The following is a 17,157-nucleotide window of genomic DNA, read 5'->3' as shown; positions in this document are numbered from 1 at the left end:
GACATGTCGATCTTCCTCAACGAGAACAGCAAGGTCATCGTCCAGGGCATCACGGGCGGCGAGGGCACCAAGCACGCCACCAAGATGCTCGCCGCCGGGACGAACATCGTGGGTGGTGTGAACGCCCGCAAGGCCGGGACCACGCACACCATCGGCGACAAGGACGTCACCGTCTACGGCACGGTCGAGGAGGCGATCAAGGAGACCGGCGCCGACGTGTCGGTCATCTTCGTCCCGCCGAAGTTCGCCAAGGACGCCGTGATCGAGGCCATCGACGCCGAGATCCCGCTGGCCGTGGTCATCACCGAGGGCATCCCGGTGCACGACTCGGCGTACTTCTGGGCGCACGCGGTCGCCACCGGCAACAAGACCCGGATCATCGGCCCGAACTGCCCCGGCATCATCTCGCCCGGCAAGTCCAACGCGGGCATCATCCCGGCGAACATCGCCGGCGCGGGCAGGATCGGCCTGGTGTCGAAGTCCGGCACGCTGACCTACCAGATGATGTACGAGCTGCGTGAGTTCGGCTTCTCCACCGCCATCGGCATCGGCGGCGACCCGGTCATCGGCACCACCCACATCGACGCCCTCGAGGCGTTCGAGGCGGACCCCGAGACCGAGGCCATCGTGATGATCGGTGAGATCGGTGGCGACGCCGAGGAGCGCGCCGCGGACTTCATCAAGGCCAACGTCACCAAGCCGGTCGTCGGCTACGTCGCGGGCTTCACCGCCCCCGAGGGCAAGACGATGGGCCACGCCGGCGCGATCGTGTCCGGCTCGGCCGGCACCGCGCAGGCCAAGAAGGAGGCCCTCGAGGCCGCCGGTGTCAAGGTCGGCAAGACGCCGTCCGAGACCGCCGCGCTGATGAAGGAGATCCTCTCCGCCTGATCGGAGTTCGGGTCGCACGTCCGACGCGCGGGCCCCGGGAACTTCTCCCGGGTGCCCGCGCGTCGTGCTGTGTGCACCCCGAGCGCCTCACCCGGCCGGGTCGGGGGCATCGGCTAGCGTGCGGTGCAGCGAGTCCGTCCGTCACACGGGAGTGGTCGTCATGTCGAGCAACGAGCCCGGGGCCGTCCCGGCTCCGGAGCAGGCCGCGCCCGCTCCGACGGTGCGGGTCGCCGTCCTGGCGGGGGCCGTGCTGGCCCTGCTGGCGCTGGTACTGACCTTCTTCGACGTCACGACCGGGCTGTTCCCGGTCGCGATGGTCGTCGCCGGTGGCGTCGCGGGAGGCCTCACCCTGCTGCCCGGCACCGGGCGCACCCTGGTCGCGGGCGTGGTCCTGTCGACGACGGGGGCGCTGACGATGCTGCTGCTCCTGGCCGGCAGCGGCACCGGGGCGGTCGGCGGCACGCTCGGGTGGGTCGTGTTCGTGGTCGCGCTGCTCGCCGCCGCCGCACTGCTCTACGCCCAGCTCCTCCTGTCCGGTGTCGTCTCCGCCCCCGCGCCGCGGGCGCAGCGCCCGTCGCACGTCGGGCAGCCCGGCTGGGGCCCCGGCCCCGGCCAGGTCCCGCCGGGCCGGCAGCCGCCCTGGATGCCGCAGCAGCCCTACGGTGCGGGCCAGCCGGGTGCCGCGGCCCCGTACGGTGCGGCCTCCGGTGCGACGCCCTACGGAGCGGACCCCTACGCCTCGGGCCAGTACGGCGCGAGCCCCTACGCCGCCCAGCCCGGCGCGGCCCCGTACACCCCCGGCCAGCCCGGTGCGGGCCAGTACGCCGCCGGACAGCACGTCGCGGGGCAGCCCGGTGCGGGACAGCACGGTGTCGCCCAGCCGGGCGCCGGCCAGTACGGCGCCGGCCAGTACGGAGCGGGCCAGTACGGCGCCGCCCACGGTGCGGCGCAGTCCGGTGCGGTGCAGCCCGGCGCGGATCACGCCGGTGCCGCCGCGTACGGCGCCCCCGGTGCGGTGCCCGCCGCGTCGCAGCCCGCCGCCGGGCAGTACCCGGCGCAGTCCGGGGCCCACGGCGCGCCCGAGGTGCCCGGGGCGCAGGACCGGACCGGCGACGACGCGGGCCGTCACGCGGTCGGCGGCCGCACCCCGCAGGCGGACGCGGCACCGCACACGCCGTCCGGCGCGGGCGGCGCCTTCTCCGGGGTGTCCTACGGTGACCGCGCCGCCGCGGTGACCGGCGCGCCGGGGGGCGAGCAGGCCCCGCCCCCGACCACCCCCCACACGGCGGGCACGAGCGGTACCGGGGACGACGCGGGCGTCACCCGCCCCTCCGCGATCCCCGGCTCCGGCTCCGCCCCGGCGCCCGGCGAGCAGACCGAGCGCCCCGCGGCCCCGGCGTCCGGTGACGACGAGGCCACCCGCACCTTCCGGCCCGGCGGTGACGGCTCCGCCTGAGCGGAGGGAACCGTGGGTCCCGGCACGTCGCGGCGTGCCTGCCCCTCCCGGGCCGCGTTCGCTGCGACGCTGACCGGGTGAGCACCACCCCGCCCCGTCCCGCCCGCGGCCGCCCGGGCTCCCGGGCCCGGTCCACCGGGCCCGCACCGGAGCGCTCCCGCGGTGGGCGCGCGACCGCCGTCGCGGACCGGGAGCGGGGGCGCCGCCGCCCCGCCCGGACCCCGACGCGCGGTACCGGGACCGGCACCGGGCTGGACCGGCTGCGGATCCTGCTCGTGGCCACGATGGGCGCCGTCCTCGCCGGGTACACGATGCTCGTCCCGGTGGCGGCGCTGCTGACCGGCACCGGCGGCGTCGCGGTCACCGCGGACGGGGCACTCGCCACAGCCGTCCCGCTGTGGCTGGCCGCGCACCTCATCCCGGTCGCGGTGGACGGGCGCCCGTTCGGGGTGCTGCCGCTGCTGCCGACGCTGGTGGTCGTCGCGCTGGTCGCCTTCTGCTCGCGCTGGGCGGTGCTCCGCCTGGGCGGGCGGGTCCGGCACGACGCGGGCGCCGTCGTCGCGTCCCAGGCCGGGGCCGCCGCCGCGCTCGCCGTGCTCGCCGGCGCACTGCTGCCGCGGGACATGGCCGTCACCGCCCCCTGGGCGTCGATGATCGGGGCCGGGCTGGTGGCCGGGGCGGCCGCCGGGATCGGCGTCGTCCACGCCTGCGGGGCGCCGGCGGCCTGGAAGCGGGTGCTGGCGGGTTGGCCCGGCGCGGCGCTCGCCGGGGCCCGGGTCGCGGCCGCCGCGCTGCTGCTGGTCGCCGCCCTCGTCCTGACCGTGGCGCTGGTCGCGAGCGCCCCGGACGTCGCCGACACCGCCGAGCGCATCGCCCCCGGCGCCTGGGCGGGCGTCGGGGTGCTGGTGCTGAGCATCGGGTACCTGCCGAACGCCCTGGTCGGGGCGCTGTCCTGGGCGCTGGGCGCGGGGGTGTCGGTCGGTATCGCCCGCTCCGGTCCGTTCGGCGTCGAGCCGGGTCCGCTGCCGCCGTTCCCGCCCGCGGTGGTCCTGCCCGTCGCCACCGTCCCGACGGCCGCGGTGCTGGTCGTGCTGCTGCCCGTCGTCGCGGGGGTGCTCGGCGGGATCGCCTGCCGGCGGGCGCTGGCCGACGACGCGCCGGTCGTGGACCGGGTCGCGGCACCGGCGCTGGCGGCCGTGGTCGTCGCGGTCGGGGCGGCCGTCCCGGCGGCGCTCGCCGGGGGTGCGCTCGCGGGCGGGCCCTACGACCCGGTGTCGTTCCACCCGTGGGCGGTCCTCGGCTGCGCGCTGCTGCTGGTCGGGACCCCGGCCGTGCTGACCTGCGCCGGGACCGAGCTCGCCCGGCACGTCCCGATGGGCGGCACCGACCGGTCGCGGACCGCGGTCGACCGGGCCCGGGCGGCCCGGGACCGCCGTCGCGCGTCGACGGTGGGGGAGCTGGTCGAACGCCGTCGCACCGCCGGGGCGCCCGCCCGCCGTGCCGACGCCGTGTGGGACGACGACGGGGGCCACGACGACCTCCACCCCTACTCCGACGCCGCCCCCGACGAGGAGCCCGACGGAGCCGGTCGCACGGCCGCCCGTCGCGTCGACGGTTCCGCCGGCCGTGACCCCGCCGGCGACGACGAGGACCCCGACGACGACCCCGACCACGGCGACGGCGACGACGCGGGGGACCACGGCCCCGACGGTCGCCGCGCAGCCGGGCGCCGCGCCGACCGGGGCACCGACGGCGGGGACCCGTCCGACCGGCGCACCGACGGCCGGACCGACCGGATCACCCGCCCCCGCGACCGCTCCCGGGACGACTGACCCGCCCGGCCGGGCCGGGTGACCCGGGCCACCGCACCGGCCGCCCTCGTCGTCGGAGGGCGCGTCTACCCTGGCCAGGGGCCGTGGAGCGGCCCGGACCGGCGAGGAAGGGACACGGTGGGCGCGCAGGAGCGGCACGGGGCGCTGCGGGTCGTCGTCCTCGTCTCCGGGAGCGGCACCCTGCTGCAGGCACTGCTCGACACCGCGGGCGCCGGGTTCGCCGTCGTCGCCGTCGGGGCCGACCGGGCGGGTGCCACCGGGCTCGACCGGGCCCGCACCGCGGGTGTCCCCACCTTCGTCGAGCGGGTCGCCGACCACCCCGACCGCGACGCCTGGAACACCGCGCTCGCCGCGGCCGTCCTCGCGCACCGGCCGGGCCTCGTCGTCGGGGCGGGGTTCATGAAGCTCGTCTCCCCGGCCTTCCTGGACGCGCTCGGATGCCCGATGCTGAACACGCACCCGGCGCTGCTGCCGGCGTTCCCCGGCGCGCACGCCGTCCGGGACGCGCTGGCCGCCCGGGTGCCCGTCACCGGCGCGACCGTGCACGAGGTCGACGCCGGGCTCGACACCGGACCGGTGCTCGCGCAGGCGGAGGTCCCCGTGCTCCCGGGCGACGACGAGACCTCCCTGCACGAGCGCATCAAGACCGAGGAACGACGGCTGCTGGTCGCGACCGTGCGACGGTTCGCCGCCGCCGCCCAACCCCATGAGGTGAACAGTGAGTGAGCGCAGGCCGGTACGCCGGGCCCTGATCAGCGTCTACGACAAGGCCGGTCTCCTCGACCTGGCCACCGGGCTGCACGCCGCCGGGGTGGAGATCGTCTCGACCGGCTCCACCGCACAGCGGATCGCCGACGCCGGCGTCCCGGTCACCCCCGTCGAGGAGGTCACCGGGTTCCCCGAGTGCTTCGACGGCCGGGTCAAGACCCTGCACCCGCGGGTGCACGCCGGGCTGCTCGCCGACACCCGCAAGCCCGAGCACCTCGCGCAGCTCGAGCAGCTGAACATCGCGCCGTTCGACCTGCTGGTGTCCAACCTCTACCCGTTCCGCGAGACCGTCGCGTCCGGCGCGGGCCGCGACGAGGCCGTCGAGCAGATCGACATCGGCGGCCCGGCGATGGTGCGGGCCTCGGCGAAGAACCACGAGAGCGTCGCGGTCGTCGTCGACCCGTCGCGCTACGCCTGGGTGCTCGAGCAGGTCGGCGCGGGCGGGTTCGTCGTGGAGGACCGCCGCAGGCTGGCCGCCGACGCCTACCGGCACACCGCCGCCTACGACGTCTCGGTCGCGACCTGGATGGGCGAGCAGTTCCCCGCGGGCGACGACGACGCCTCCGCCGAGTGGGTGGGCGCCACCTGGACCCGCGAGCGCCCGCTGCGCTACGGCGAGAACCCGCACCAGTCCGCCGCGCTCTACACCGACGGCACCGGTTCGGGCCTGGCCGGCGCCGAGCAGCTGCACGGCAAGGAGATGTCCTACAACAACTACGTCGACGCCGACGCCGCCTGGCGCGCCGCGCACGACCACGGCGACCGCCCCACGGTCGCGGTGATCAAGCACGCCAACCCGTGCGGGATCGCGGTCGGCGCCGACGTCGCCGAGGCCCACCGCAAGGCGCACGCCACCGACCCGGTGTCGGCGTTCGGCGGGGTCATCGCGGTCAACGGCGAGGTCTCGGTCGCGATGGCCGAGCAGGTCGCCGAGATCTTCACCGAGGTCGTCGTGGCCCCCGGCTACGCCGACGGCGCCCTCGAGGTGCTCCAGCGCAAGAAGAACGTCCGTGTCCTCCGCATCCCCGACGGCGCCGCCCGCACCGGCACCGAGATCCGCCCGATCTCCGGCGGGCTGCTGGTGCAGCAGCGCGACCTCGTCGACGCCGACGGCGACGACCCGGCCGCCTGGAAGCTCGTCACCGGCGACGCCGTCGCCCCCGAGGTGCTCGACGACCTCGCGTTCGCCTGGCGTGCCTGCCGCGCGGTGAAGTCCAACGCGATCCTGCTCGCCCACGACGGCGCCGCGGTCGGCGTCGGCATGGGCCAGGTCAACCGGGTCGACGCGGCGAAGCTCGCCGTGACCCGGGCCGGGGACCGGGCCCGCGGCTCGGTCGCCGCCTCCGACGCGTTCTTCCCCTTCCCCGACGGGCTGGAGGTGCTGCTCGACGCCGGGGTCGCCGCCGTCGTGCAGCCCGGCGGCTCGGTCCGCGACGACGAGGTCGTCGCGGCCTGCGCGAAGGCGGGCGTGCCGATGTACCTGACCGGGACGCGGCACTTCGCCCACTGACCCACCGCCCACCCCGACGGCCCGGGACCGCCTCGCGCGGCCCGGGCCGTCGACCCGTCGGCGTTCGGAGCAGTTCGGAGGGTGTCCCGGCCGAGAATGTCGGGGGTGCGTGCGACGGTCCTCCCGTCGTCGTCGCCACCCCCACCCGGGGGATGCGAAGAGACGGCACAGGCCCTATGCTTCGAACGTCAGTTCGAGCACGCGTCGCCTTCCCCGCGGCGCGCCGGGCGAGGTCGCGACCGTTCGGTCGTGGCGCGGTGTGTGGCGGGGAGGTACTGCGGTGCGCGTCGGTGCGGGCGAGGGGCCGGTCGTCGTCGGAGGAGCGGCGGCGGTCGGCCGGGTGGTCGGCGGTGCCGGTGGGGGAGCCGGCGTCGACGCCGGGGACGACACCGGTCCGGAGGGGTCCGGGCCGGTGGTCGGGGCCGGGTCACGTGTCCCCGGGGGCGGGCGGGAGCCGCTGCCCGGGGCACGGGGCCCGGCCGGGGGCCGGGGGCCGCGGCCGGCTCGGCCGCCGAGCGGCTCGCCCGGGCCCGGCACGTCCTGCGCCGCACGGAGACCCGGGCGGGCCTGGAGCGGTCCCGGCCGGGGCCCGTGGGGCCCTGCCCGGAGCCGGAGCCCCCGGCCCGCAGCGCCGGGACGGTCGAGGCGCGTCCGGTGACCGAGGCCGACCTGCTGCCGGTGCCGGGGTCGCTGGCCGGTCTGCTGCCCGGCGGGGGCCTGCGGCGGGGGTCCACCGTGGCGGTGGGTGTGGGGTCCGGCGCGGGGTCGCTGCTGTTCGCGCTGCTGGCCGCCGCGTCCGCGGAGGGCGCGTGGGCGGGCGTGGTCGGCCGTCCCGGCCTCGGCGCGACGGCCGCGGCCGAGGCGGGCGTGCGGCTGGACCGGCTGGCGCTGGTCCCCGACCCCGGCGCGGACCTGGTCGGGGTGACCGCGGCACTGCTGGACGGGCTGGACCTCGTGGTGGTGGCCCGGCCCGCTCCGGCCCGGCCGGGTGGGGGGTGGAGGTGCTCCTCCCGGGCCCCGGCGGGACGGTCGTCCCCGCCCCGGCGACACCCCCGGTCCCCGCGGTGCCGTCGGTGCCCGCGATCACCTCGGTGCCGTCGGTGCCCGCGGTCTCCGCGGCCGGGGTGGGCGAGGTCGCGGTCGCGCGGCCCGTGGCCCGGGCGGCGGGATGAGCACGCCCGGTACGGCGGAGGCGGGCGGCGCGACGGGCACGGGCGGCGGTGGACGGGCGGAGCCCGACCCGCGGGTGCTGGCGGTCTGGTCCCCGGACTGGCCGGTCACCGCGGCCGCCCGCGCCGCGCACGTCCCGGCGGACCGGCCGGCCGCGGTCCTGCACGCCAACCGGGTCCTGGCCTGCTCGGCGACGGCCCGCCGGCACGGGGTCCGCCGGGGGCTGCGGCGCCGGGAGGCGCAGGCCCGGTGCCCGGAGCTCGTGGTGCTCGCCCCCGACCCGGGGCGCGACGCCCGGCTGTTCGAGCCGGTCGCCGCCGCGGTGGAGGCGCTCGCCCCCGGCGTCGAGGTGGTGCGGCCGGGGCTGCTGGTGCTGCCCGCGCGCGGTCCGGTCGGCTGGTTCGGTGGGGAGCGCGCCGCGGTGGAGCGGCTGATCGACCAGGTCGCCCTGCACGCGGGGACCGAGTGCCAGATCGGCGTCGCGGACGGGATGTTCGCCGCCGCGCTCGCCGCCCGCCGGGGGCGCGGGGTGCCGCCGGGACGGTCGGCGGAGTTCCTCGCACCGCTGGAGGTCGCCGAGCTGGACCGGGACCCCGACGTCGACCGGGCCGCGCTGGTGGACCTGCTGCGCCGGCTGGGGCTGCGGTCGCTGGGGGCGTTCGCGTCGCTGTCGGAGTCCGACGTGGCCTCGCGCTTCGGCGCCGACGCGGTGGCCGCGCACCGGCTCGCCCGTGGGCTCGACCCCCGCCCGCCCGCGCGCCGGGTCCCGCCGGAGGAGCTGTCCGCGGCGGTCGAGCTGGACCCGCCGGTGGACCGGGTCGACGCGGCCGCCTTCGCCGCGCGGGCACTCGCGACCCGGCTGCACACCGCGCTCGCCGGGCACGGCCTGGCCTGCACCCGGCTGGGGGTGCACGCACGCACGGAGAGCGGGGAGGAGCTGCTGCGGGTCTGGCGGTGCGCCGAGCCGCTGACGCCGTCCGGGACGGTGGACCGGGTGCGCTGGCAGCTCGACTCGTGGCTCGGGCGCGGCGGCTCCGGGACGCTGGTCGCGCTGCGGCTCACCCCGGAGGACACCGTGGTCGCCGGGGCGCTGCAGCGCGGGCTGTGGGGCGACGTCGGCGAGGGCGACGAGCGGGCCGGGCGGACCCTGGTCCGGGTGCAGGCGCTGCTCGGGCCGGAGGCGGTGCTCACCGCGGTCCCGACGGGGGGCCGGGACCCGGGCGAGCGGGTGCGGCTGGTGCCGTGGGGCGACGAGCGGGTCGTCGAGGACACGGCGGTCCCCGCCCGGCCGGGACCCGTGGCTCCCGCGCGGGACGGCGCCACCGGTGCCCCCGGGCATGCGGAGCAGGTGACCCCGGAGCCTCCCGGTCGTCGTCCACCCGCCGACCCCCCGGCGACCTGGCCCGGCCGACTCCCGGCACCGTCCCCGGCGACGGTGCCCCCAGTCCCGGTCCCGGTCCGGTTGCTCGCCGCGGACGGCGCCGAGGTGTGCCCGGCCGCGCCGGACCTGCTCGACGGCGTCCCGCGCCGGGTCGCGGGCGGCGGCCCGGACCGGGAGGTCACCGGCTGGGCCGGACCCTGGCCGGTGCACACCCGCTGGTGGGCCCCCGACGGCCCCGGGCCCGCGGTCCGGCTGCAGGTCGTGCTCGCCGACGGCACGGCCCTGCTGCTCGTGCACCGCGGCGGCCGCTGGGAGGTGACGGGTGTCTACGACTGAGCCACCGGCCGCCGCGGGCGGGTCAGCGCTGCGGGACCCCGGTGAGGTCGACGGCGAACCGGCCGATCGCCGAGGCCATCGCCGTCACGTTCCGGTCCAGTGCGGTCCGGTCGATGTTGGTCAGCCGGTCGCAGGCCGTGTGGTAGCAGGGGTCGTAGGACTGTCCCGGCGTGCCGCCCCACTTCTGCGCCTGCTCCGGGGTCTTCCGCTCCTCGGCGCCGGTGAACAGGCCACCGGCCGGGATGCCGGCCTGGATGAACGGGCCGTAGTCCGAGCGCCCGTCGAACGCGGTGCCCTCGGGGCCGTTCACGCCGGCCCCGACCAGCGCCTCGGTCAGGACGCGCTCCGCGGTGTCGGAGCCGGGCGGGCCCGCCTCGCCGCCGAGGCCGTCGGAGTTGTCGCCGTCGTAGACGAGGTAGCCGGGGTTCGGCGAGCCGACCATGTCGAAGTTGAGGTACAGCGCGATCCGCGCGCGGTCGGCCTCGGACAGCCCCTCGACGTACTTCGTCGAGCCGACCAGGCCGATCTCCTCGGCGCCCCACCACGCGAAGCGCACCTTCTGGCCGACCGGCGGGGAACCGCCGAGCTTCTGCGCGATCTCGAGCAGGGCGGCGCTGCCGCTGCCGTTGTCGTTGATGCCGGCGCCCTCGGGCACGCTGTCGAGGTGGGCCCCGGCGACCACGACCCGGCCCGGGTCGCCGGTGGTGGTCTCGGCGATCACGTTCCGCGAGGTCTGCTGCCGGATCGTGGTGTCGAGCACCAGCGACGCCTGCTGCCCGTCGCGCAGGGCGGCTCCGGCGGTCCTCGTCACGGCCGCCGTCGGGACGACCCCCGGGGTGTCGCCGAGGGTGGCGGGCAGGGCCGCGTCCTCGGTGTTGACCACGATCACCGCCGCCGCGCCCGCCGCCCCCGCGAGCCGGGACTTCTGGCCGAACTCGCAGGTCCCGCGCTCGACGACGGCGATGGCCCCGGCCGGCATCCCGGCGTAGTCGGCGGCGTCGCAGCCCGGTGTCGGGTCCTGCGGGGTGCGCGGGCGCAGCGACAGCGGCGCGGTCAGCCCTCCGGGCGGGGTGGCGGGGGAGAAGCCGAGCACCTCGGTCGTCACCGGTGCGCCGGCCACGGTCAGCCGTGCGTCGCCCGCGGAGAAGGTGCGCACCTCGAACGACGGGGTCGACACCTCGAACCCGCTCGCACGCAGCGTCCCGACGACGTGGTCGACGGCCGCGTCGTACCCGGGGGTGCCCACCGCGCGGTTGCCGTCGTTCGCGTCGGCGAGCCTCTCGAACTGCTGCAGGTGGGCGTAGGCGCCGTCGCCGCCCACCGCGGCCGCGAGCCGCTGCGGCAGGCCGGGGTCGCCCTGCGCGGTCCCCTGACTCCCGCCGCCGGTGGTGCCGATCGTCGCGGCGCCCGGCGCCGCGGGGACGTCCGCGCAGGCCGCGAGCGCGACGACGGCCACCCCGGCCGCCGCGACCCTGACCAGCCGGTTCCCGAGACGTGGCCGGTGCAGGCCACCCGTCGTGCTCGCCCGTCCCATGGAGCCACCTCTGCCGTCCGGCCCGGTACCGGGCCTCGTCCGCGCCGGGTGTCCGGCGCTCCTCGTGCGTGCGCGGTACCGGTCGGGCGCCGCGGCGTCGGACCAGCATCCGCCATCGGGCGTGGCCGTGCGGTGAACCGACGATCACGACACGGCGTCACGAACACGACGGTACGACCCGGCGCGACCCGGGGCCGCGGTGATCCTCGGTCGATCCACACCGGGGTCTCAGTCGTTCCACAGGTTCGGCTGGTGAACTCGGAGATGTCGGCGGGGAGGTCCACGAACCACCTGCCGGCACCGGATGGGTACGTCCGGGTGGCCCGCGGGCCGGCGCTGGGGAGCGGCCGGTGTGCCGCGCCGGAGCCCGGACCCGCCGTGCGGGGCCGACCGGCGCTGGGGAGCAGCCGGCCGGCCCGCACGGCGACGCCCGTCCGCGGAACCCGGCACTCGACGTTCGAACTTGCGTTCGAGTACGCTGCACGGGTGGGCTGGCAGAACCCGGACGTCCCCTGGGCGGAGCTGGAGAGTGCGCTGTCGGGTCGTTCCGTGCGCGACGGCGCGAGCCTGCGCGGCGGCCCGGAGGCCGACGGCGGGGACGCACCGGCCTGGTCCGTCCACCGCGGCCCCTACGAGCCGCCCGAGGACCTGCACCCGGCGGGGCCCGGCGTCGTGCCGTACGCGGAGTTGCACTGCCACTCGCACTTCAGCTTCCTCGACGGCGCGAGCGCCCCGGAGGAGCTGGTCGAGCGCGCTGCCGAGCTGGGCCTGGAGGCCGTCGCGCTCACCGACCACGACGGCATGTACGGGGTCGTGCGGTTCGCCGAGGCGGCCCGCGCGCTCGGAGTGCGCACGGTGTTCGGCGCCGAGCTGAGCACCGGGCTGACCGCCCCGCAGAACGGCGTCGCCGACCCCGAGGGCGAGCACCTGCTGCTGCTGGCCCGCGGCCCCGACGGGTACCGCGCGCTGTGTCGCACCATCTCCACCGCGCAGATGCGGGGCGGGGAGAAGGGGCGGCCGGTCTACGACCCGGACGAGGTCGTCGCCGACACCGCGGGGAAGGTCGTCGTGCTCACCGGCTGCCGCAAGGGCGCGGTGCGCCGCGCCCTGGACCGCTCGGGCCCGGTGGCCGCCGCGGCGGAGCTGGACCGGCTGGTCGCGCGCTTCGGCGCGGAGAACGTGCGGGTCGAGCTGACGGTGTACGGCGAGCCCGGCGACACCGAGCGCAACGACGCACTGGCCGCGCTGGCCGAGCGGGCCGGCGTCGCGACGGTGGCGACGACCGGAGCGCACTACGCCACCCCCGACCGGGCCCCGCTGGCCGCGACCGTCGCCGCGGTCCGGGCCCGGCGCAGCCTCGACGAGATCGACCCCTGGCTGCCCGCGGCGGGCACCGCGCACCTGCGGTCCGGGCGGGAGATGGCCCTGCGGTTCGACGAGCGCCACCCCGGTGCGGTGGAGCGCGCGGCGGAGCTGGGCCGGGAGCTGGCGTTCGAGCTGCACCTGGTGGCGCCGGACCTGCCGCCGTTCGACGTCCCGCCCGGGCACACCGAGACGACCTGGCTGCGGGTGCTGACCGAACGCGGCCGGATGGAGCGTTATGGCAGCTGTGACGAGAACCCGTTCGCGGCGCACACCGTGCAGCGCGAGCTGGAGATCATCGAGGCGAAGAACTTCCCCGGCTACTTCCTGATCGTCCAGGACATCGTCGACTTCTGCCGCCGGTCGAACATCTTCTGTCAGGGCCGGGGATCGGCTGCGAACTCGGCGGTCTGCTACGCGCTGGGCATCACCAACGTCGACGCCGTCCGGCACGGGCTGCTGTTCGAACGGTTCCTGTCCCCGGACCGCGACGGCTACCCCGACATCGACCTCGACATCGAGTCCGGCCGCCGCGAGGAGGCGATCCAGTACGTCTACCGCCGCTACGGCAGGCTGTTCGCCGCGCAGGTCGCGAACGTCATCACCTACCGGCCGCGGTCGGCGATCCGCGACACCGCCCGCGCGCTCGGGTTCTCACCCGGCCAGCAGGACGCCTGGAGCAGGCGCGTCGAACGCTGGCACGCCCTGGAGGCGAGCGAGCTCCCGCAGGAGATGCCGCCGCTGCTGCTGGACCTCGCGGGGCAGCTGATGGGTGCGCCCCGGCATCTGGGCATCCACTCCGGCGGAATGGTCATCTGCGATCGGCCGGTGTCCGAGGTCGTGCCGGTCGAGTGGGCGCGGATGGCCGACCGGACCGTCGTGCAGTGGGACAAGGAGGACTGCGCCGCGGCCGGGCTGGTGAAGTTCGACCTGCTCGGGCTGGGCATGCTCACCGCACTGCACCTGATGGTGGACCTGGTCACGGCCGCCACCGGTGAGCGGATCGAGCTGCACGCGATCGGCGAGTCCGACCCGGAGGTCTACGCGATGCTGTCGCGCGCGGACTCGGTCGGGGTGTTCCAGGTGGAGTCCCGCGCCCAGATGGCCACCCTGCCGCGGCTGCGCCCGCGCGAGTTCTACGACCTCGTCGTCGAGGTCGCACTGATCCGGCCCGGCCCGATCCAGGGTGGCTCGGTGCACCCCTACATCCGGCGGCGCAACGAGCTCGAGACCTGGGACCACGACCATCCGCTGCTCAAGCCCGCGTTGCACAAGACGCTGGGCATCCCGCTGTTCCAGGAACAGATGATGCAGATCGCCGTCGACGTCGCGGGGTTCACCGCGGCCGAGGCCGACGAGCTGCGCCGGGCGATGGGCTCCAAGCGGTCCACCGAGCGGATGGAACGGCTGCGTGGGCGGTTCTACGACGGGATGGCCGCGAACGGGATCACCGGCGAGCTCGCCGAACGGATCTTCGCCAAGATGCTGGCCTTCGCGAACTTCGGGTTCCCGGAGAGCCACTCGATCAGCTTCGCCGCGCTCGTCTACTACTCGGCGTGGTTCAAGCTCTACCACCCGGCGGCGTTCTGCGCGGGCCTGCTCAACGCCCAGCCGATGGGCTTCTACTCGCCGCAGTCGCTGGTGGCCGACGCCCGCAGGCACGGTGTGCGGGTGCACCGGCCGGACGTCAACGCCGGGCGGGCCGACGCCGTCCTCGAACCCGACGACGACAGCACCGGCGGCCGGGCGGTCCGGCTCGGCCTGGCGGGTGTCCGCACCGTCGGCGCGGACCTCGCCGGGGCCATCGACGCCGAGCGCGACGCGGGCGGGCCGTTCGCGGACCTGCCCGACCTGGCACGCCGGGTCCGGCTGACCGGCCCGCAGGCCGAGGCGCTGGCGACGGCCGGGGCGTTCGGCTGCTTCGGGGTGGAGCGGCGGGAGGCGCTGTGGGCGGCGGGCGTCGTCGCGGGGGTGCGCCCCGAGCACCTGCCGGGCACCGCCGTCGGGTTCGACGCGCCGGCCCTGCCGGGGATGACCGAGGCGGAGCTGACCGTCTCCGACGTCTGGGCCACCGGCGTCTCCCCGGACGGCCACCCGGTGCAGCACCTGCGCGCGGATCTCGACGCGCTCGGCGCGGTCCGGATCGACCGGCTCGACGAGGTGGGCCGCCGTGCCGGCCCGGACACCCCGGCCCGGGTGCTGGTCGGTGGACTGGTCACTCACCGCCAGCGTCCGGCGACCGCGCGCGGGGTGACGTTCGTGAACCTCGAGGACGAGTCCGGGATGCTGAACGTGACCTGCTCGGAGGGGTTGTGGGCGCGCTACCGGTCGGTGGCGCTGGGGAGCGCGGGGCTGCTGGTCCGGGGCCGGCTCGAACGCAGCCCGGAGGGTGTGCTGAACCTGCTGGCCGACCGGCTGCAGCGGATGCCGCTGGCGGTGACGGTGGCGTCCCGGGACTTCCGCTGACCGTCTCGCCCGCGCCCGGCGCCGGGCCCTCGCGACCTCCGGGCCCCGCGGTCCCCGACCACGGGGACCACCGGGACACGCGGACCACCGGGACACGCGGACCACCGGGACACGCGGACCACCGGGGCCGGGCAGACCACAGGCCCCGCCGGAGGAACCGGCGGGGCCCGTGGGCGGTCGGAACGGGGTCAGGACTTGACGAGCGGCCCGCCCATCGACATCGCGCGTCCGCCCAGCGTCTGGCCGAACGCGTCGAACAGGATGTAGGCGAACACGATGCAGAACGCGAACGTCGTGATCCCGGCGATCGGGAACAGGCCCGCGTTGCCCGCGGTCACCCCGATGTAGGCCAGCACGAAGGTGATGTCGACGAGCACAAAGCCGATCGTGAACATCAGCGGCAGGCGCAGCGTCGCCAGCGTCAGCAGGACGAACACCAGGGTGAACGAGAGCAGATAGGTCGACTGGATCGACCCGACCTGCTCGGTGGACAGGGCCTCTCCGGTGCCGGCGTCGATGATCCAGCCGTTGTTCAGCGCCATGAGCAGCACGCCGAAGCTGGTCCAGAATGCGGAGAAGACCGCGAAGATCGCGGCGGTGACGCTGTCCCCGACGCGCAGCGCGACCATGGCCGACAGCAGCAGGAACAGACCCGCCGAGAAGGTCACGATCGGGATCATGCCGCCGGGCAGTGCGGTGGTGTCCAGGTAGCCCACGAACCACAGACCCAGCGTGATGCCGGACGGCAGGAAGCAGATGAGGCCCATCAGGGCCGGGTTGGCAGCCGGGGCGGCTGCTGCCGGGGCGGGCGGGGCGGCAGCGGCGTGCGCCCCCGCGGTGTCGCTCTCCACGCTCATGGAAAACTCCTCGTCGAGTTCGTGACCGGTCGAGCACCGGCGGTGTGATTCTGCTCTCGCGGAGATCGTTTTTCGCCCCTCCGTACGACCAGACCCCGACCTGTACCCCGGTCGCACGGAACCGGGCCGTCGTCGCAGCTCGCGGGGGCGGCGCCCCCTACCTGCGCGGCACGTACGCGTCCTTCGGTCAGGTTCGACCGGCCCGGGCGTCACCTGAGAGGATGCCCGGGTGAGCGCACGCGTGATGGACGGCAAGGCGACGTTGGCGGAGCTGCTCGACGACCTGCGGGGCCGTGTCGAGAAGCTGACCGCCGCCGGGGTGACCCCCGGGCTGGGCACGGTGCTGGTCGGTGACGACCCCGGATCGCACGCCTACGTGCGCGGCAAGCACCGCGACTGCGCCAAGGTCGGCATGACCTCGCTGCAGCGCGAGCTCCCCGCCGACGCGAGCCAGGCCCAGGTCGAGGACACGATCGACGAGCTGAACGCCGACCCGACCTGCACGGGCTTCATCGTGCAGCTCCCGCTGCCGGACGGTCTCGACGCCGGCGCCGCGCTGGAGCGGGTCGACCCGGGCAAGGACGCCGACGGTCTGCACCCGACCAACCTGGGTCGCCTGGTCCTCGGCGAGCCGGGACCGCTGCCGTGCACCCCGCGCGGCATCGTCGAGCTGTGCCGCCGGTTCGGTGTCGAGCTGAACGGGGCGCGGGTCGTCGTCGTGGGTCGTGGCGTGACGGTCGGCCGCCCGCTGGGGCTGCTGCTGACCCGCCGTTCGGAGAACGCCACCGTCACCCTGTGCCACACCGGCACCCGGGACCTGACGGCGCACCTGCGGGAGGCCGACGTCGTCGTCGCCGCGGCGGGCCGGGCGGGGCTCATCACCGCCGACCAGATCAAGCCGGGCGCCGCGGTGCTCGATGTCGGCGTCACCCGTACCGACCTGGGCCTGGTCGGCGACGTGGCGCCCGAGGTCGCCGAGGTCGCCGGGCTGCTGGCGCCGATGCCGGGCGGCGTGGGGCCGATGACCCGCGGGATGCTGCTGACGAACGTCGTCGAGGCAGCCGAACGCAGCCTGTCGGAGTGAGAATCGATACCGAACGCAGCCTGTCGGAGTGAGAATCGATACCGAACGCAGCCTGTCGTCGTGACGGGCGGCGGGGGGCGGTGATGGTGGCGACCCGTTCCGGTCACGGCCTGCGGGCCCGGTTGCGGGCGCACTGGCCGCTGCTCGTCGTCCTCGGTGTGTCGCTGGTCGGGCTGCAGCGGGTGGTCACCGAGCACTGGCGCGAGGGGTCCGCGGCGCTGGCGGTGGCGATGCTGGTCGCCGCGGGCCTGCGCGTGGCGCTGCCGCCGGACCGGGTCGGGCTGCTCGCGATCCGCGGCCGCTACGCCGACGCGCTGGTGTACGGCGGGTTCGGCGTCGTCGTCCTGCTGCTGGCTCTGACGATCACCCAGGGGTCGCTGACCATCAGCTGAGTGCTCAGCTGCGGGAGCCGCCGGTCGTCTCCGGGCCCGCGGGGCGCCGGGTCGGGGGCCTGCGGGGGCCCGCGGGACGCTTGCTCCCGGGACGCCCGGGGCCGGTGCTGGTCGCGCGCAC

Annotated in this window: 12 protein-coding genes; 10 read left to right on the top strand and 2 right to left on the bottom strand. The window is 76.5% G+C overall.

Annotated features, from left to right (window positions below; genetic code table 11):
* Window positions 1-3: 3 nt before the first annotated feature.
* From sucD to ZF1_RS23005, 7 genes are all read left to right on the top strand, one after another.
* Window positions 4-888, top strand: a complete 885-nt coding sequence (gene sucD, locus ZF1_RS23035; RefSeq protein ID WP_073576419.1) for a succinate--CoA ligase subunit alpha — start codon at window positions 4-6, stop codon at window positions 886-888.
* A 160-nt stretch (window positions 889-1,048) separates the two neighbouring features.
* Window positions 1,049-2,344, top strand: a complete 1,296-nt coding sequence (locus ZF1_RS23030) for a DUF5336 domain-containing protein (RefSeq protein WP_482638326.1) — start codon at window positions 1,049-1,051, stop codon at window positions 2,342-2,344.
* 77 nt (window positions 2,345-2,421) lie between these two features.
* Window positions 2,422-4,176, top strand: a complete 1,755-nt coding sequence (locus ZF1_RS23025) for a cell division protein PerM (RefSeq protein WP_482638325.1) — start codon at window positions 2,422-2,424, stop codon at window positions 4,174-4,176.
* Window positions 4,177-4,293: 117 nt separating this feature from the next.
* Window positions 4,294-4,902, top strand: coding sequence for a phosphoribosylglycinamide formyltransferase (gene purN / locus ZF1_RS23020; RefSeq protein ID WP_208827067.1), 609 nt, complete (start codon window positions 4,294-4,296; stop codon window positions 4,900-4,902).
* Window positions 4,895-6,454, top strand: coding sequence for a bifunctional phosphoribosylaminoimidazolecarboxamide formyltransferase/IMP cyclohydrolase (purH, locus tag ZF1_RS23015; RefSeq protein WP_482638324.1), 1,560 nt, complete (start codon window positions 4,895-4,897; stop codon window positions 6,452-6,454). The genes purN and purH overlap by 8 nt, the downstream gene beginning before the upstream one ends.
* Before the next feature lie 995 nt (window positions 6,455-7,449).
* Complete coding sequence (locus ZF1_RS23010) at window positions 7,450-7,626, top strand: hypothetical protein (RefSeq protein ID WP_482638323.1); 177 nt, start codon at window positions 7,450-7,452, stop codon at window positions 7,624-7,626.
* On the top strand, window positions 7,623-9,341 hold the full coding sequence (locus ZF1_RS23005) for a DNA polymerase Y family protein (RefSeq protein WP_482638322.1): 1,719 nt from the start codon (window positions 7,623-7,625) through the stop codon (window positions 9,339-9,341). The genes ZF1_RS23010 and ZF1_RS23005 overlap by 4 nt, the downstream gene beginning before the upstream one ends.
* Window positions 9,342-9,363: 22 nt before the next feature.
* On the opposite strand, the gene ZF1_RS23000 is transcribed toward ZF1_RS23005, so the two are convergent.
* Window positions 9,364-10,875, bottom strand: coding sequence for a M28 family metallopeptidase (locus ZF1_RS23000; RefSeq protein WP_482638321.1), 1,512 nt, complete (start codon window positions 10,873-10,875; stop codon window positions 9,364-9,366).
* A 486-nt stretch (window positions 10,876-11,361) separates the two neighbouring features.
* Between ZF1_RS23000 and ZF1_RS22995 the strand changes: the two genes are divergently transcribed.
* A complete protein-coding gene (locus tag ZF1_RS22995) occupies window positions 11,362-14,703 on the top strand; it encodes an error-prone DNA polymerase (RefSeq protein WP_482638320.1) in 3,342 nt (1,113 codons plus the stop codon).
* Window positions 14,704-14,891: 188 nt separating this feature from the next.
* Here the strand turns inward: ZF1_RS22995 and ZF1_RS22990 are convergent, their stop codons facing one another.
* A complete protein-coding gene (locus ZF1_RS22990; RefSeq protein ID WP_482638319.1) occupies window positions 14,892-15,560 on the bottom strand; it encodes a GPR1/FUN34/YaaH family transporter in 669 nt (222 codons plus the stop codon).
* A 229-nt stretch (window positions 15,561-15,789) separates the two neighbouring features.
* On the opposite strand from ZF1_RS22990, the gene ZF1_RS22985 reads away from it, so the two are divergent.
* Window positions 15,790-16,644 carry a bifunctional methylenetetrahydrofolate dehydrogenase/methenyltetrahydrofolate cyclohydrolase gene (locus tag ZF1_RS22985; RefSeq protein WP_062397708.1) on the top strand — a complete coding sequence of 285 codons (855 nt, stop codon included), beginning with the start codon at window positions 15,790-15,792 and terminating at the stop codon, window positions 16,642-16,644.
* An 83-nt stretch (window positions 16,645-16,727) separates the two neighbouring features.
* Complete coding sequence (locus ZF1_RS22980) at window positions 16,728-17,036, top strand: DUF3017 domain-containing protein (RefSeq protein WP_062397707.1); 309 nt, start codon at window positions 16,728-16,730, stop codon at window positions 17,034-17,036.
* The last annotated feature ends 121 nt before the right edge of the window (window positions 17,037-17,157 follow it).

Source organism: Pseudonocardia sp. ZF1 (assembly GCF_056835605.1).
Note: the sequence above shows the minus strand (reverse complement) of the source record. Positions and strands in the feature narration are given on the sequence as shown.

Bases quoted from the DNA above. Each gene is read 5' to 3' on its own strand.
- sucD (WP_073576419.1), top strand. From the start codon at position 4: ATGTCGATCTTCCTCAACGAGAACAGCAAGGTCATCGTCCAGGGCATC.
- ZF1_RS23030 (WP_482638326.1), top strand. From the start codon at position 1,049: ATGTCGAGCAACGAGCCCGGGGCCGTCCCGGCTCCGGAGCAGGCCGCG.
- ZF1_RS23005 (WP_482638322.1), top strand. From the start codon at position 7,623: ATGAGCACGCCCGGTACGGCGGAGGCGGGCGGCGCGACGGGCACGGGC.
- ZF1_RS23000 (WP_482638321.1), bottom strand. From the start codon at position 10,875: ATGGGACGGGCGAGCACGACGGGTGGCCTGCACCGGCCACGTCTCGGG.
- ZF1_RS22990 (WP_482638319.1), bottom strand. From the start codon at position 15,560: ATGAGCGTGGAGAGCGACACCGCGGGGGCGCACGCCGCTGCCGCCCCG.
- ZF1_RS22980 (WP_062397707.1), top strand. From the start codon at position 16,728: ATGGTGGCGACCCGTTCCGGTCACGGCCTGCGGGCCCGGTTGCGGGCG.